The organism is Halobacillus litoralis, assembly GCF_020171725.1.
Taxonomy (GTDB): Bacteria; Bacillota; Bacilli; order Bacillales; family Halobacillaceae; genus Halobacillus; species Halobacillus litoralis_F.
In genome coordinates this window covers 1-15933 of the sequence record NZ_JAIVAJ010000005.1, presented here as the reverse complement: position 1 = coordinate 15933, position 15933 = coordinate 1, and the positions used below count along the sequence as shown (strand labels likewise).

Here is a 15933-nt window from a genome sequence, read left to right as displayed (position 1 = left end):
TATAAATAGTAAGATATATATTCCGGCAATATTCCCGTATCTTTAACAAAATCTCACAAAAAAGCCGTTTCAATAATTTCCACTAACTGATATACTAAATACAGCCATTACCCAATCAGGAAAAAATTAAACAATAAATTATGCCAATATCCTATAAAACTATGAAAGGAGTGAGTCTTTTGATAGACATTCATAGTCATATACTACCAGGTGTAGACGACGGAGCCGAAACCATCGAAGACAGCCTCGACATGGCACGACAGGCAACCGAAGAAGGCATCCGTACCATCGTCGCCACACCACACCATATGAACGGCGCCTACATAAACACCAAACGAGACATCGGGCCGAAAGTCGAAGAACTCAACGCACACATCAAGAAAGCAGGGATCGATCTCACCGTCCTCCCCGGACAGGAGACACGCATCAACGGAGACATGCTCGAAGCCATCGAAGTCGACGACGTCCTTACCATCAACAACACCAGTTACGTATTCGTCGAACTTCCCTTCGATACCGTCCCCCGTTACACGAGCCAGTTGCTATTTGACCTGCAAGTCACAGGATACCGTCCCGTCATCGTCCATCCGGAACGCAACAAGCAGATCCAAGAAGATCCAGACATCCTTTACTCCTTTGTAAAAAAGGGAAGCTTCACCCAAATCACTGCCGCAAGCCTGACTGGCAGGTTCGGCAAGAAGAATCAGAAGGTATCGCACCAGCTGATCGAGGCGAACCTTGCCCATATCATCGCATCGGATGCGCATAACACGAAGAGTCGCGGGTTTGCGATGAAGGACGCTTACGCAGAGATCGAGAAAAAGTACGGGTGGTCGATGGTCTACTATTTCCAAGAGAACGCCGAGTACCTCGTCGACAATCAAGTGCTTTCAGCGGAACCGCCGAAGCACGTGAAGAAGAAAAAATTCCTAGGGTTGTTTTAATGTGAGGAAGTTACCCAAATCCGTCAACAAGACGATTCGTTACATTAAGTACGACGCACCAGAAGACAAGCTGGACGCTTTAGAGCGTGAAATCAATAAAGCCATTGAGCGAAGAAAACAAGGAAGGGAGAGTGAACCGAATGACCGCAGCTTTCAGAACGCGTTTAATGCTGTTGATTGCGATTGATTCCGTTATCGTATCGTTCTCGATTTATATGTCGCACTTTTTCTTAAATCCCTATTTCGCCGTCTTTGATACGACCGTTCTCGTCAGCGCCATTACGTTACTTGTCGGGCACCACTTCTTTTCTTCTGTTCTCGGCATGTACCGGAAGAAGTGGCGCTACGCCAGCATGGAAGAACTGTTCGGCATCATCGTCGTCGTCAGTCTTTCTATTGCAGCCACAGCCATCGTCCAATCCGCAGCTTTCGGTGAACTATACGAGCGCGCCTTGATCATTACATGGCTGCTGCACATCATCTTTATCGGAGGCGTACGCTTCGCCTGGAGATATTACAATACGTACGGCTTGAAGCTGACGTCAAAGTCCAAGCCGCTTCCTGACCATCAGGGTCGCAAGAACACCTTGATTATCGGTGCAGGAGCGGCAGGGAGGATGCTTGCGCGACAATTGAAAGATTCTGCCGAAAGCTATACAAATATTGTTGGTTTTGTCGATGATAACTATAAGACACATAACTTAACAATCAGTGGATTTCCGGTGTTGGGCGGTTCGACTAAGATTGAATACATAGTGAGAGAGTACAATGTCAACCACGTCGTGATTGCGATGCCGAGTGTCACAAGAGAGCGGATTAAGAACATCATCGAACAGACGAAAACCGTCGTTCAAAACATCCAAACGCTCCCGATGCTTGAAGACATCGCACTAGGTAATGTCTCCGTCAACCAGATCCGCGACGTCCAAATCGAAGACCTCCTCGGTCGCGAACCTGTCGAACTCGACATCCAGGCGATTGACGCTGAAATCAAAGGCCGCACTGTCCTCGTCACAGGTGCCGGAGGATCGATTGGCTCAGAGATCTGCAGGCAGCTGACCAAGTTCGGACCGAAGCAGCTGATCCTGCTCGGACACGGAGAAAACAGCATTTATCATATTCATAAAGAACTGAACAATATGAAGATCGATACCGAAGTCATTCCGGTCATCGCAGACGTCCAGGACCGCGACCGCATTTTCCAAGTCGTACGAGACTACGGACCGTCTTATATCTACCACGCAGCGGCGCATAAACACGTCCCGCTGATGGAAGTCAATCCGAAAGAAGCATTCAAAAATAACGTCATCGGAACGAAAAACGTCTCCGAAGCGGCTGACGCAGCAGGCGTCAAAACCTTCGTCCTCGTCTCGACCGACAAAGCTGTCAACCCACCGAACATCATGGGTGCGACCAAACGCATGGCCGAGATGGTGATCCAGACGTTAAGCAAACAAAGCCAAACCAAATACGTCGCCGTACGATTCGGAAACGTCTTAGGTAGCCGAGGTTCTGTCATTCCATTGTTCAAAGACCAAATCAAAAACGGCGGTCCCGTCACCGTAACTCATGAAGACATGACCCGCTACTTCATGACGATCCCAGAAGCATCAAGACTCGTGCTTCAAGCTGGGACACTGGCAAGAGGTGGTGAAATCTTCGTCCTCGATATGGGAGAGCCGGTTAAAATTGTCGATTTGGCACGGAACTTGATTCATCTTTCTGGATTTACAGAGGATGAGATTCCGATTAAGTTCGCGGGCATTCGTCCTGGTGAGAAGATGTATGAGGAGTTACTAGGTGAAGACGAGGTTCATAGGGAGCCCATTTTTCCGAAGATTCTGATTGGGAAGACGGTTGGGTTTGATTCGGGGTATGTGGAGACGGTTGTGAAGCATTATGAGCATATTAGTGATGATGAGCTGAAGCAGGTAGCGATTGGGCTTGCGAATTCGGATCAGAAGTCGTTGGTTGGGATTAATGGGGAATTGGTTTCAGCGCGAGGATAACGAAATAGCTAACTAACGTTAATTGCAACACAAGAACCGCAGAAGGTACGTTGACATCATCTCTGCGGTTCTAAACAAGATAGAATTACTTTGCTAAGGTATTGTCTCCTTCACCTTTATCAATGGAGGCACTCGGCTACGCTGTGGGTAGTAAAATCACCTTAGGTACACATTGTTACCATTGGTGTGGCGTGAGGTGGGGTTGAATGCCCTTCTAGTTTTTTTTGTTTATTTTTCTTTGGAATTTTGATTGTAGTTGTAAGTTAATTAGAGCCTTTTCGAGGTTCTTTTTGTTTTGAATTAAATTCGGTTGATTGGTAGTTTGTTGGAACATAAATGAAATATCCAATTCACTCCTAATCAACTGAAGTAATATTTAGAAATGAGAGGAAGGTTGGAGATGGGTACAACAAGAGCAAAGGAAAGGATCTTCCTTTCGTCCCCTCATATGAGCGATGAGGGATATGAAATGCAATATGTACAAGAAGCATTTGATACAAACTGGATTGCACCACTAGGGGAAAATGTGAATCAGTTTGAAAAGGAGCTGGCAACTAAAGTCGGGTCTAAAGACGCTGCAGCTTTATCATCTGGTACAGGAGCTATTCATCTAGCACTAAAAGCAGCTGGGGTAGAAGAAGGAGATGTTGTGTTTTGCCCATCTTTAACTTTCTCTGCAACTGCTAACCCAATCATTTATCAAAATGCGGTTCCTGTCTTTATTGATAGTGACTATAAAACATGGAATATGTGTCCGAAAGCTTTAGAAGTCGCTTTTCAGAAATACCCGGAAGTAAAGGCAGTGATTGTCGTACACCTCTATGGGCTTTCAGCAGATATGGATGAGATTATGAAAGTATGCAGTAAGTATCATGTTACTGTAATCGAAGATGCTGCTGAGTCACTGGGCGGATATTATAAAGGCCAACATACAGGTTCTTTTGGGGATTATGGGATCTTTTCTTTTAATGGAAATAAGATCATAACCACATCTGGTGGTGGCATGCTCGTTTCTAATAATGAAGAGAGAGTTGCCAAAGTGAGGTTCTGGGCGACTCAGTCTAGAGACCAAGCAAGACACTACCAACATAGCGAGTTAGGATTCAACTATAGAATGAGCAATGTTGCGGCTGGAATTGGAAGAGGACAGCTTAAGGTGCTAGAAGAGAGAGTAGAAAAGAAGAAGTACATTTTCGAATATTATAAGGATGAGTTGAGTGATCTGGAAGGTGTTGAGTTTATGCCTGTTAACGAATGGGATGAACCTAACTATTGGTTGAGTTCTATGACAGTGAGCGGTAATCAGGTTAGGCCAATAGATATAATGGATGCTCTTGAGACAGAAGGAATTGAGTCCAGACCCGTTTGGAAGCCGATGCATCTACAACCCTATTTTGAAGGATATGAATTCGTTGGTGATGGCATTTCAGAACGGTTGTTTGAAAATGGTGTTTGCTTACCGTCTGACACCAAAATGACGGATGGGGACTTGGAAAGAGTTGTGAAGACCATCAAAGGATTGTGGTTAAAGTGATGCAACCCAAACAAGTTGGTGTATATAACAAATTCGTAAAACGTCCTATGGATTTCACCCTTTCTTTGATTGCTATTCTATTGCTTACCATTATCCCTGTTCTGCCGATAACAGCTCTTCTTGTGAAATTTAAGTTGGGGAGCCCTATATTATTTAAGCAACAGAGACCAGGTCAAAATGAGAAGATCTTTATGATGTATAAGTTCAGAACGATGACGGATGAAAGAGATGAAGAAGGGGAATTACTCCCAGATCATATTAGGTTAACCAAGTTTGGGAGGTTTCTTAGATCGACTTCTCTCGATGAACTGCCTGAGCTATTCAATATTTTGAAAGGTGATATGTCGCTTGTGGGACCTAGACCATTACTAGTACAGTATTTGCCTCTTTACAATGATCATCAAAAGCGTAGACATGAATCAAGACCTGGGTTATCTGGATTAGCTCAGATTAGCGGTAGGAATGCAATCAGTTGGGAAGATAAGTTCAGTCTAGATGTAAAATACGTAGATAATGTCACCTTTGCGGCAGACTGGAAGATTATCTTTTTAACTATTAAGAAGGCTTTGGTTAGAGAAGGAATTAATTCAGAGACAGCTGCTACCATGGAAGCTTTTCAAGGCAGTGAAAAGAAAGAGTGTGACTATGAAAGATAAACTTCTGATAATTGGGGCTAGTGGTCATGGTAAAGTTGTTGCGGATATTGCTTTGAAGATGAATAGATGGAAGGTTATTTCCTTTTTAGATGACAATAAAAACATCTATACATCAATGGGGTTAGACATCATTGGCACTTCAGGAGATATATTTACATATGTAGAGGAGTACGAAATATTTATTGGTATTGGCAATAATGCTACGAGACAAAGAATTCATGAGATGCTTGAAACAGTTGGTGCGTCTATTCCTGTCTTAGTTCACCCTAATGCAGTTATCGGAAATCAAGTAAAAATAGGTAATGGAACAGCTGTAATGGCAGGGGCAGTAGTTAACTGTTGTACTAAAATAGGGAAAAGCTGCATTGTTAACACTTCTTCTACAATTGACCATGACAACTTTATAGAAGATTTTGTTCATATCTCTCCAGGTGTGCATTTAGCAGGTACTGTAAAGGTTTGCCAAGGATCCTGGTTAGGCATTGGCAGCGTAGTTAGTAATAATATAGCCATTACCAAATGGTCAAAAGTTGGTGCTGGTTCTGTTGTGGTGAAGGATATATCTGAACCAGGAGTTTATGTCGGTGTTCCGGTTAGGAGAGTATAGAATATGAAGAAGAATATATGGATTTGGAATCATTATGCAACGAACATGTATAAGGATAAAGCGGGAAGGCACTATTGGTTCGCAGAAAACTTAGTTAAGCAAGGGTATAAACCTACTATTTTTTGTGCTTCTACAGTTCATAATTCAATTGAAAATATAAATACAGGTAGTAACATGTTCACTTCAGAATCGACTAATGGAATAACCTTTGTGTTTGTGAAAACACCTCAATATATAGGTAATGGACTAAAGCGAATTAAAAACATGTTTTCATTTTATAAGAATCTTTTTTCTGTAACAAAAGATTATGCAGAACAATATGGTAAGCCGGATTTAATATTAGCTTCAAGCGTACATCCTCTTACCTTAGTTGCAGGAATAAAAGTAGCAAAAAAACTAGGTGTCCCTTGTGTCTGTGAAGTAAGGGATCTTTGGCCAGAAAGTATTGTGGCTTATGGTGCTTTAAATAGAAAAAGTATTATTGCGAAAGTATTATACCAAGGAGAGAAGTGGATATATAAACATGCTGACTCTATCATTATGACGTGGGAGGGAGGCAGAGAATATATATTAGATCAAAAATGGGATAACCAACTAGATATTAATAAAGTAAAGCATATAAGTAATGGGATAGTAATTGATAAATTCGATAAAAACAGCAAAGAATATAAAAAAGCAGATGCAGATTTAGATAATAAGAACTATAAAAATGTTGTATATGCCGGATCTATCAGGAAAGTAAATAACCTTGGAATGCTGTTAGATGCTGCAAAGATAATTCAGAATCAAGGTAATAAGGACATAAAGTTCTTGATTTATGGTTCAGGTGATGAGATGGAGGCACTTCAAAAGCGCTGTAAAGATGAAGATATTAGTAACGTAGTATTTAAAGGACGCGTGGAGAAAAAGTATATACCATCTATTCTTAAAAGATCATATATTAATATACTTCATAATTCAAGTACATCACTTGACAAATATGGTCAAAGTCAGAATAAATTTTTTGAATATTTGGCAGCTGGGAAGTGTATAGTGCAAACATATAAAACAGGTTATAGTATTTGTGATAAATTCAAATGTGGAGTGAGTGTGCCGGTACAAAACGCTGGAGGCATTGCTCAAGCTATACTTACAGCGAGTAGTGATGAGAGAGAGAATGTTGAAATGGGGGATAATGCCAGGGAAGCTGCCCATCACTTTGACTTTAATAAATTGACTAAGAAGCTGATTGATATTTTTGAGACTGTTGATGAAAGAGGGGAATTATCAGATGATGAAACTGTACGAAAGACTAGTTAATAAAGGGGAAAAAATATCGGTTGTTGGACTAGGATACGTAGGAATGCCGATAGCGGTTGCTTTTGCTAAGAAGGTTGATGTCATTGGTTTTGATCTTAGTAAGCAAAAAATTGAGCAGTATAAGAGTGGAATAGATCCTACCAATGAAGTGGGTGATCAAGTAATAAGGAATACGACAGTAGATTTCACTTCCGAACCAAGTAAGCTTCGGGATGCAAAGTTCCATGTTGTAGCTGTTCCTACACCAGTAAACGCAGATAAGACGCCAGACCTGACTCCTATCGAGGGTGTAAGTAGAACTATTGGAAGGAATCTTACTGAAGGTTCAATTGTTGTATATGAATCTACTGTATATCCAGGAGTAACTGAAGACGTTTGTATTCCTATTCTTGAAAGTGAATCAGGGCTGAAGTGTGGAATAGATTTTAAAGTAGGTTATTCCCCAGAACGTATTAACCCCGGAGATAAAGTTCATCGTTTGGAGAATATAACTAAAATTGTCTCTGGTGTGGATCAAGAATCTTTAGCCGAAATTGCTAAAGTTTATGAATTAATTATTGATGTAGGGGTTCATCGGGCTAGTAATATCAAAGTAGCTGAAGCAGCCAAGGTAGTTGAGAATAGCCAACGTGATATCAACATTGCATTCATGAATGAGCTGGCAATGGTTTTTGACCGTATGGGAGTTGATACACAGGAAGTTGTCGAAGCAATGAATACTAAGTGGAATGCACTAAAATTCACACCTGGACTGGTTGGTGGACACTGTATAGGTGTTGACCCATATTATTTTTTATACGAAGCTGAAAAACTAGGCTATCATTCGCAAATTATCTTGTCAGGTAGGAAAATTAATGATGGAATGGGCGCATTTATAGCGGATGCAATTATCAAAGAATTAATTCTAGCGAACAAGGTAGTTAAACAAGCAAAAGTTGCTATCTTAGGTATTACGTTCAAGGAGAACTGCCCTGATACACGTAATTCAAAAGTAGAGGATATTATTCAACGTCTTAATCACTATGAAATTGAGCCAATTGTGGTTGATCCCTATGCAGAATCGAAGGATGCTAAGAGCGAGTATGGGGTAGATTTAGTTCCTTTTGATACGATAAACGATGCTGATTGCCTTGTGTTCGCGGTTGCACATGACATTTTCAAAAATATTACAACTGAACGATTAGACAGTATGTTTGGTCAGCATCCAAACAAAGAAAAGATCATTGTTGATGTTAAGAGTATCTTAGACAAAGAGAAAATCAAAAAGGCTGGTTATAGTTACTGGAGTCTATAATTTTTATTTTGAAGACAAAATAGGTTAATTGAATAATTCTCTTCGATGTAAAGTATTAGGGAGGTTAGGGATGGAAGTTTTGCATATATGTTCTTACTACATTGGTAATACGCTTTATGCTAATTTAGTTAAAGAACTTTCAAAAGATCAGGTGAACCAGCATGTTTTTATTCCAATAAAGAATGAAAGTTTTGAGGGCATAAACCAATTACCATCTGAATATAATACAATTAAATACTATTATAATAATATTTTAAATAAACATGACAGATTTTTTTATTTTAATAAAACTAGAAAACAGTTGCATGAAATAGAACGTTTAATAATTTCAAAAAGAAATATTTCATTTATACATGCGCATACACTTTTCAGTGATGGCGGGACAGCGTATAGATTATATCGTAGACATGGAATAAATTATGCTATCAATGTGAGAAATACCGATGTGAATATCTTCTATAAATATTGCATTCATTTAAGACCCTTTATGTACAAAATTCTACTAAGTGCTTCATTTATTGTGTTTATATCTCCAGCTTATAAAGAGAAAGTCTTGAAGGTATTACCTGAACGAATTAAGAATGAAATTAGTGGGAAATGTTTAACAATCCCAAACGGGATTGATGATTTCTGGCACAAAAACCAAATATCACCAAAAGGTAAATATATTAAACATAAAAAAGTGACATTAATATTTGTAGGTAATCTCGATAAGAATAAAAATATTGAATCAGTATTGTACAGTTGTTACGAATTGAAAAATAAAGGCTATGACGTAAGGTTAAATGTAATAGGTAAAGGTCCCTTAGATAATTATTGTAGAGAACTGACTAATGATCTCAAAATAACTGACCAGGTTATATTTCATGGGTACATAAGTAATAAAGAGAAGATATCAAGCATAATGAAAGTAAGTGATATTTTCATTATGCCGTCTGTCAATGAAACTTTTGGAATAGTCTATATAGAAGCATTATCTATGGGGCTACCAGTTATCTACTCCAAGGACCAAGGAATTGATGGATATTTCCGGTCGGGGGAAGTAGGGTATCCCATTGAGCCAAATAATATTAAAGATATAACTAATGCTGTTTTTAAAATATTGGATAATTATCCTGATATATCCAGGAAATGCGCAAGTAAAATAACTAGTTTTAATTGGAGTACAATAACAAAAAAATATAAAGGCTTATACTTAAAAGGATCAGTTGAGCAAAAAACTTAGTCCTTAGTAAAAACAATTTGAATTTAGGGAAATTTGCTTTGAGTAGGAATGAGAAAATTGATATTCAAAAAAGTATTCAAGCGAGATTTTGTGCGTAATATATTTACCTTGCTATCAGGAACAGTTTTAGCACAGGCTATTACTTTAGGTATGCTACCTATAGTAACTAGAATATATTCCCCAGAAGAGTATGGAGTATTTACAATTTTCGTATCTGTTTCTTCAATGGTTGCCATTATTTCTACTGGCAGATATGAAATAGCAATATTACTTCCTAAGAAAGAAAGGCATGTGTACAATTTAGTCTTTTTAAGCTTCATTATTCTAATATCTATTACTCTAATTGTAGCGATGGGAACAAGTGTTGTTGACTTAATATCTGATTTGTTATCTAATGTCGACTTTAGTGAATTATTTTATTTATTACCCTTTACAGTATTCTCTTATGGGTGTTATCAAATATTATTTTTCATTAAAAACAGAGAAAAAAAATATAAACAAATGGCCATATCAAGAATGAATCAATCATTAGTAAACGGGGTTTCAAGTGTCTTATTAGGCTTAATAGGATTAGGGGCTACAGGGTTAGTTATAGGATATACTTTAAGCTTCTTCATCCCTGCAATGTACTTGTTTATTAATAAGGAAAAGAGCTTTATGAGAGGACTTAAAAAAGAAGTTTCAAAGCTCTTAATCAAGAGGAATCTTATTAAATATAGAGAAATGCCTATATATAACTCATTACATGCCTTTTTAGATATGGCAATGATAAATGTTACGTTATTAATAATATCATATTCTTTTGGTGCAGGTGTAGTAGCATTCTATGGGTTTACTATCCGCGTATTAAAAGCACCTCTGGGGCTAATAGGTTTCTCCATTTCAAGAGTTTATAATCAAAGAGCGAGTGAGAAAATTAACCAAGGAGAGAACATAACTTCCTTACTCCTAAATATAGTTACCAAATTAAGCATGGTAGCTGCTCCGATTTTTATATGCATCTCAATATTTGGTTCTGAAATTTTTTCTTTTATTTTTGGTATTGAGTGGGCAGAGGCTGGGGTCTACGCCCAAATTTTATCCCCATGGTTGTTCTTTAACTTTATCGGGTCACCAATTGCTCAGACTTTTGTATTACTTCAAAAACAAAAGCAGGCCTTTTATTATTCTGCAGTTCAAACAAGTGTATTTTTAGGAGCAGTATTTGTTTCTTCATTCACTTCAGAGATATTATTCATGTTAAAAGTTATTTCATTCGTTGGTTCGCTACTAACCATAATATTTGGAATGTGGATTTATAGTATTACCCTCAATAATAATAATAATAATAGGTGATATTAATATGCTGAAAATCATAAAAAGAATTACCCCAAATATAATTCAAAACTCAATTAAAATTAAAACTTTACAAAAGAGATATAAGCACACAACAATCGAGTCTCACTTAATAGGGAAAGGTGTAAAAATTGGAGAAGGTAGTAATATCAATAAGGGTGTTTTATTAAGAAGAGGTGTATCAATTGGCAACTATACTTACGTTAATTCAAATACAAAAATATTTTCTGCAGATATAGGAAATTTTTGTTCAATTTCATATTCTTCAATTATTGGTCCGGCAGATCATCCCATTAAGTATATTTCGACTTCTCCGAAACTTTATGGAAAGAATAATATATTTAAAGAGTCCACAACTTGGAAGAATGATTACCATTCTCCTCCAGTGATAGGGCATGACGTTTTAATTGGAGCTAACGTGGTTATACTTCAGGGGGTAAAAATCGGAAATGGAGCAATAATAGCTGCTGGAGCAGTTGTTACCAAGGACGTTTCACCTTTTGCTATTGTAGGCGGTACACCTGCAAAATTAATAAAATACAGATTTGATGAAAGTGAAATTGCTTATATAGAATCGCTTAAATGGTGGAACCTTCCACTTGATCAATTAAAAAAACAAAAAGCTTTATTCATTAATGGTTCACAATGGAATTCTAAATGAAATTGAGGTATAATAAATGTCTTTAATATCATATAACCTGAAAACATCTTTGCTACTTTTTATGTTAAGTATCATAGTGGGTTTAAGTGTTGCCTTAGGATATTATCCGATTTCGCTAGTTATTATTTCATCAATAATATTTTTAATCTCATTAAAAAAGAATAATTTTAAAATTTGGTTTTATTTAAATGTCTTTTCTATAATGCTGATTAATACAAAGCTTTTTAACGATTATTATTTACTTTTTTTAAAAGGGTATATTTATATTTTTATTTTGCTTTGTTTGTACCTCTATCTTACAAACCGGAGGCTTGAAAATTTTAAAAGTGTTCCTTTATTAAAGGGTCCGGAATGGCTAGTATTATTGTATTTATTAGGTATCTTTGCATCCGTTACAAAAGGGCATGATTTCATTAATAGTTTGTGGATTTTCATTAGTATATTAGTCACTGTCTTTTCGTTCTATCTTTTTAATAAAAGTATATATTTAAACAATACAGAAAAAATCTTGCATTTCCTAAAAATTATATTTTATTCTTTAGTAGTTTTATCAATAATAGGTCATTTAATAAGTTATTTTGGATTTGTATGGAACTTTGGGGCGACTAAACTAACTCAAGAAACTCAATTATATAGAAATGTAATCTCTTTTGGAGTATTTGATAATCCGAATACTTATGGATCGATAATAATGTTTGGAGTACCTATTGGTTTTATTCTTTATCTATGCAGTTCACATAAGTTTGAGAAAATTAGGTATCTATTATTCACTCTTTATTTAATAGTATCGATTCTTACTACTTTTTCTAGATCAGCAATGTTATTTATTACATTGTCCCTATTAATTTCTGTTATATTACAAAAAAACACAAAATCCTTAAAGCCATTATTGCTTATATTATTCATGTTCATCGCCACTTTACCCTTTATTAATTCTAATAATTTATTTTTAAATGCGTATGAAAGGTTTAGAAATAAAATTGAATACGGTGGGCTGTCTTACAGAAATACTATTTGGGAAAAAAGTTTAAGCTCAATTATAGATAATCCTTTATTTGGAGTAGGTCCAGGAGATTTTCAAGTGACGAATTTTATTGGTGAGAAAATATCTGCACATAATGCATATTTACAAATAGCTGCTAGTAATGGTTTGGTTACGTTGATGTTTTTTTTAATCTTTATTGTGAGCGTTCTAGTAAGTTACTACAACAGCTTTGTGAAAATAAAAAAGCAACTTTCATACACTTCAAAAATTATTTTAACTGTTTGCTTTTCTATGTGTTTTAGCTTCTTAGTTCATCAATTATTTGAATCACATTTATCTGGAGGAGTTAGTACTGTAAACTTTTTATTTTGGTCTATATTGGCTATATTACCAGCAACAATTAATGCTCAAACTAAAATGGAAGAGTAGTGATTAAATTGAATATACTAATATTATCACATATGTACCCATCTAGCCTTTTTGAGACAAATGGAGTATTTGTTCATGAACAAGTTAAAGAATTGCAAAAACAAGGACACAATGTCGTTGTTGTATCTCCTACACCTCTTGCCCCTTCTATAATAAAAACTTTTAATTCTAAGTGGAAAAGGTACAGTGAGTTGCCGTTTTTTGAATCTTTTGAAGGTATTAACATATATAGGCCAAGGTATATTCAATTACCTAAATTAATCTTAGAGAATTATTCAGGAGATTTAATGTATTTTGGTATAAAGAAGTTTGTGGGAAGAATAATCAATGAATATTCGATTAATATTATACACGCTCACGTAGCAATGCCAGATGGGGTTACAGCCAGAAAAATTAGCCGAATTTACAATATTCCATACTTTGTGACTATACATGGGAAGGATTTTGCTTCTACAATACAACGAGAAAGAAACTTTCAACCTTTGAACCAAACTTTCAAGGATGCTAAAGGTATATTTTTAGTCTCCAATAAACTAGATTATCTAAGGAAGAAATATTTTAAGGATATTGATGACGAAAAATTCCATGTTATACATAATGGTGTTAATGAAAGGTTTCTAGAGAATGATTTCCTAGAAGAAAATACCGATAAGTTTGTGATATTAAGTGTGTCTAACTTGATTCATACAAAAGGAATTGATACTAATTTACTTGCTTTAGCAGAATTAGCAAGTAAATATCCAAATGTGGAATATCAAATTATAGGAGATGGACCGGAAAAAGAAAGGTTAAAAGAATTAGTTGATAATTTAAATTTAGGCAATAATGTAAAATTCATAGGACGAAAAAGTAATTTTGAGGTCAAAAGTTATATGGAAAGGTGTAATGTCTTTTCTTTACCTAGTTGGAGTGAAGCATTTGGCGTTGTATATATTGAAGCAATGGCATGTGGAAAACCAGTAATTGGATGTTTAGGTCAAGGTGTGGAAGACATAGTAAGTAATAATTACGAAGGGTTTTTAATTAACCCTAATGATCACCAAAAGCTTTCGGGAATTTTTATGAAGTTACTTAATAAACCTGCTTTAGCAAAGTCAATGGGTAATAAAGGTAAAAGCATTGTAATGAGTAATTTTACATGGGGAAAAAATGTAGAGAAGACAATAGGTGCATTCTCTAAAGATAGTAATGATGCTCAAAACTGATTTGATAGCGGTTCCTATAGGGGAGTGTTTATTGTAAGTGTCGGGACATTCCCGCTTCTCCACTCCTTTATCTAAAAACATGGGGACGGTACTTGCGTATGCTCAACAATTCATAAATGACAGAAGATAGGCAAAAAATGCTCTGGAATGGCTTTATTTGGACGGATTAGTTGAAGAGTAAATGTGGAAGCGCCGAGATCTACCGGCGCTTCCATACTAAAATACATGATAACATGTGAAACATTGAGCATAATAAGTTTCACAAATAAGTCAGGTTCTCTTCTATCAAGAACTTGGCTTATTCTCCACAATGACCTTCATCAGCACATTCATCACCTCAGCACGAGTTGCTCCTTCTACCTTGTACACTCCTCTCGGCAACTCCACCATCGCCATAAACTCATCAGCTTCATATACCTCAACCCAGATCTTCTTACGCCCGACTGGCAGAACCACAACTTCTTTCTTCAGTGGGTTTCCATTATTTCTTTTCATCCATGTACCTGATTTCAGAAATAAGGTCATTTGGAAGGATGTTTAAGCCATTGGCGATTCTACAGATTGTTGTAAGTGCCGGATTGCGTTCTCCTCTTTCCACACTGCTTATGTACGTACGGTCAAATCCAGCTTGAATGGCCATTTCTTCCTGTGACATCTCTAATTCTAGTCTAAGTTGTCTAACTCGTTGTCCGAATGCTTGTTTAATACGTGCTTCTTCGTTTTCTCTATTTGTATTCATACGCAAAGCATCATATGGATTGACTAGTCGCACCACGGACTATGAGTCTCATTTTGGGTTTTATTGGAATTTGAGCACAATAAATTTTCATTTTAGTCATCAGCTTCAGTCATCAGCTCCAGTCATCTTGGGGAAATTCGTCAATGACTTCATCAGAAGGTGTAGATAGAAAAAACTTGTCAACCGATGCAATGAATAGAAGGAAGTCGTATTACAGTTAAGCTAAAGTAGAATTCTATGATCAGTGTTCAAGATCCTCCTTTGATGGTGGCGTTTTCTACAAACAATCAAGCAGTGACGAACATTATGGATTCTTTCAAGCGGATCAAGCCGGTGTGGGCTGGGAATCTGGAGCAGCGCTGGCTGGCGGAGGAGGCTCAGTTTGCGGCGTATTTCCCGTCGCAGAGAGAAGAAGAGAAAGCTGGACAAGAGGGATTCCAGTATTCGGATAAGGACGGCGGCTCTATTTTTCAAAAGATAAAGGGGCGTGGGTTTCTTGAAGGGTCAAGGGACCGGATGATTCAGGAGTGTTCTGCGTTCTTTGGGCATGGGGTTCGGTCGCTTGAGGAGTGTGAGCGGCTGCTTCATGAGTAGTTGGTGGCGCTTGATGGGAAGAGGCAGTGGGTGCTGGATCGGTTTGAGAGGTATGAGGCGGAATATCCGGGTTGTGCGAGTGTGGTTCGGCGGCTTCGGGAGGCGATGGATGGGAAGTGTGAAATGGAAGAGGAGTATGAGAGGGTAAGGGAGCGTTACAGGGAATGGCTTTCTCACTTTGAGTCGATGCCTTGGTGGTGGAAGGTGCTTGGGTTTGTTCCGTTTGTGAGGAAGAGGTGGATTGTCAACACGAAATTAGACAACTTTTTTAAGGTTCTTCTGTTTGTATTCGACCGGAGTAAGGTAGTCTAATGTCCCGTGAATTCGAATGTTATTGTACCAGTGGACATAATCAAATAAGGCCACGTCCAGTTCGGCCTGGCTTCTAAATGTTTCTCCATGAATGAACTCTGTCTT

The 15933-nt window shown here is 37.4% G+C and carries 18 protein-coding genes; 15 read left to right on the top strand and 3 right to left on the bottom strand.

The window, feature by feature from the left end:
• Nucleotides 1-170: 170 nt before the first annotated feature.
• From LCM20_RS10110 to LCM20_RS10050, 13 genes are all read left to right on the top strand, one after another.
• Nucleotides 171-944 carry a tyrosine-protein phosphatase gene (locus tag LCM20_RS10110; RefSeq protein ID WP_318247312.1) on the top strand — a complete coding sequence of 258 codons (774 nt, stop codon included), beginning with the start codon at nucleotides 171-173 and terminating at the stop codon, nucleotides 942-944.
• 1 nt (nucleotide 945) lies between these two features.
• Nucleotides 946-1131: a hypothetical protein gene (locus LCM20_RS10105; RefSeq protein ID WP_225195336.1), complete on the top strand. Its 186-nt coding sequence runs from the start codon at nucleotides 946-948 to the stop codon at nucleotides 1129-1131.
• Complete coding sequence (locus LCM20_RS10100; RefSeq protein ID WP_225195335.1) at nucleotides 1085-2953, top strand: polysaccharide biosynthesis protein; 1869 nt, start codon at nucleotides 1085-1087, stop codon at nucleotides 2951-2953. Before LCM20_RS10105 ends, LCM20_RS10100 begins: the two co-directional genes overlap by 47 nt.
• 400 nt (nucleotides 2954-3353) lie before the next feature.
• Nucleotides 3354-4487: a DegT/DnrJ/EryC1/StrS family aminotransferase gene (locus tag LCM20_RS10095; RefSeq protein WP_225195334.1), complete on the top strand. Its 1134-nt coding sequence runs from the start codon at nucleotides 3354-3356 to the stop codon at nucleotides 4485-4487.
• Nucleotides 4487-5143 carry a sugar transferase gene (locus LCM20_RS10090; protein WP_225195726.1) on the top strand — a complete coding sequence of 219 codons (657 nt, stop codon included), beginning with the start codon at nucleotides 4487-4489 and terminating at the stop codon, nucleotides 5141-5143. Before LCM20_RS10095 ends, LCM20_RS10090 begins: the two co-directional genes overlap by 1 nt.
• Nucleotides 5133-5750: an acetyltransferase gene (locus tag LCM20_RS10085; RefSeq protein ID WP_225195333.1), complete on the top strand. Its 618-nt coding sequence runs from the start codon at nucleotides 5133-5135 to the stop codon at nucleotides 5748-5750. The genes LCM20_RS10090 and LCM20_RS10085 overlap by 11 nt, the downstream gene beginning before the upstream one ends.
• A 3-nt stretch (nucleotides 5751-5753) precedes the next feature.
• The gene (locus tag LCM20_RS10080) at nucleotides 5754-7049 is read left to right on the top strand and encodes a glycosyltransferase family 4 protein (RefSeq protein WP_225195332.1); all 1296 of its coding nucleotides are present in this window, start codon (nucleotides 5754-5756) and stop codon (nucleotides 7047-7049) included.
• Nucleotides 7024-8343: a nucleotide sugar dehydrogenase gene (locus tag LCM20_RS10075; RefSeq protein WP_225195725.1), complete on the top strand. Its 1320-nt coding sequence runs from the start codon at nucleotides 7024-7026 to the stop codon at nucleotides 8341-8343. The genes LCM20_RS10080 and LCM20_RS10075 overlap by 26 nt, the downstream gene beginning before the upstream one ends.
• A 70-nt stretch (nucleotides 8344-8413) precedes the next feature.
• Nucleotides 8414-9568 (top strand): glycosyltransferase family 4 protein, encoded by a 1155-nt coding sequence (locus LCM20_RS10070; protein WP_225195331.1) that lies wholly within the window; start codon nucleotides 8414-8416, stop codon nucleotides 9566-9568.
• Between the two features lie 48 nt (nucleotides 9569-9616).
• Nucleotides 9617-10903: a lipopolysaccharide biosynthesis protein gene (locus tag LCM20_RS10065; protein ID WP_225195330.1), complete on the top strand. Its 1287-nt coding sequence runs from the start codon at nucleotides 9617-9619 to the stop codon at nucleotides 10901-10903.
• Nucleotides 10904-10910: 7 nt separating this feature from the next.
• Complete coding sequence (locus LCM20_RS10060) at nucleotides 10911-11564, top strand: CatB-related O-acetyltransferase (RefSeq protein ID WP_225195329.1); 654 nt, start codon at nucleotides 10911-10913, stop codon at nucleotides 11562-11564.
• Nucleotides 11565-11580: 16 nt separating this feature from the next.
• Entirely contained in the window at nucleotides 11581-12978 is a 1398-nt protein-coding gene (locus LCM20_RS10055; RefSeq protein ID WP_225195328.1) for an O-antigen ligase family protein, read from the top strand.
• Entirely contained in the window at nucleotides 12978-14183 is a 1206-nt protein-coding gene (locus tag LCM20_RS10050) for a glycosyltransferase (protein ID WP_225195327.1), read from the top strand. The genes LCM20_RS10055 and LCM20_RS10050 overlap by 1 nt, the downstream gene beginning before the upstream one ends.
• Nucleotides 14184-14468: 285 nt before the next feature.
• Here LCM20_RS10050 and LCM20_RS10045 read toward each other — a convergent pair whose 3' ends face one another.
• Both LCM20_RS10045 and LCM20_RS10040 read right to left on the bottom strand, forming a co-directional pair.
• Nucleotides 14469-14678 (bottom strand): hypothetical protein, encoded by a 210-nt coding sequence (locus LCM20_RS10045; protein ID WP_225195326.1) that lies wholly within the window; start codon nucleotides 14676-14678, stop codon nucleotides 14469-14471.
• Complete coding sequence (locus LCM20_RS10040; RefSeq protein WP_225195325.1) at nucleotides 14665-14922, bottom strand: helix-turn-helix domain-containing protein; 258 nt, start codon at nucleotides 14920-14922, stop codon at nucleotides 14665-14667. Before LCM20_RS10040 ends, LCM20_RS10045 begins: the two co-directional genes overlap by 14 nt.
• A 237-nt stretch (nucleotides 14923-15159) precedes the next feature.
• On the opposite strand from LCM20_RS10040, the gene LCM20_RS10035 reads away from it, so the two are divergent.
• The gene (locus LCM20_RS10035) at nucleotides 15160-15516 is read left to right on the top strand and encodes a hypothetical protein (protein WP_225195324.1); all 357 of its coding nucleotides are present in this window, start codon (nucleotides 15160-15162) and stop codon (nucleotides 15514-15516) included.
• Nucleotides 15517-15546: 30 nt separating this feature from the next.
• Nucleotides 15547-15828 carry a hypothetical protein gene (locus tag LCM20_RS10030; RefSeq protein WP_225195742.1) on the top strand — a complete coding sequence of 94 codons (282 nt, stop codon included), beginning with the start codon at nucleotides 15547-15549 and terminating at the stop codon, nucleotides 15826-15828.
• Here the strand turns inward: LCM20_RS10030 and LCM20_RS10025 are convergent.
• Nucleotides 15772-15933 (bottom strand): IS3 family transposase (locus LCM20_RS10025; RefSeq protein WP_225195724.1); only part of this gene is annotated, 162 nt, incomplete at its 5' end. The genes LCM20_RS10030 and LCM20_RS10025 overlap by 57 nt on opposite strands.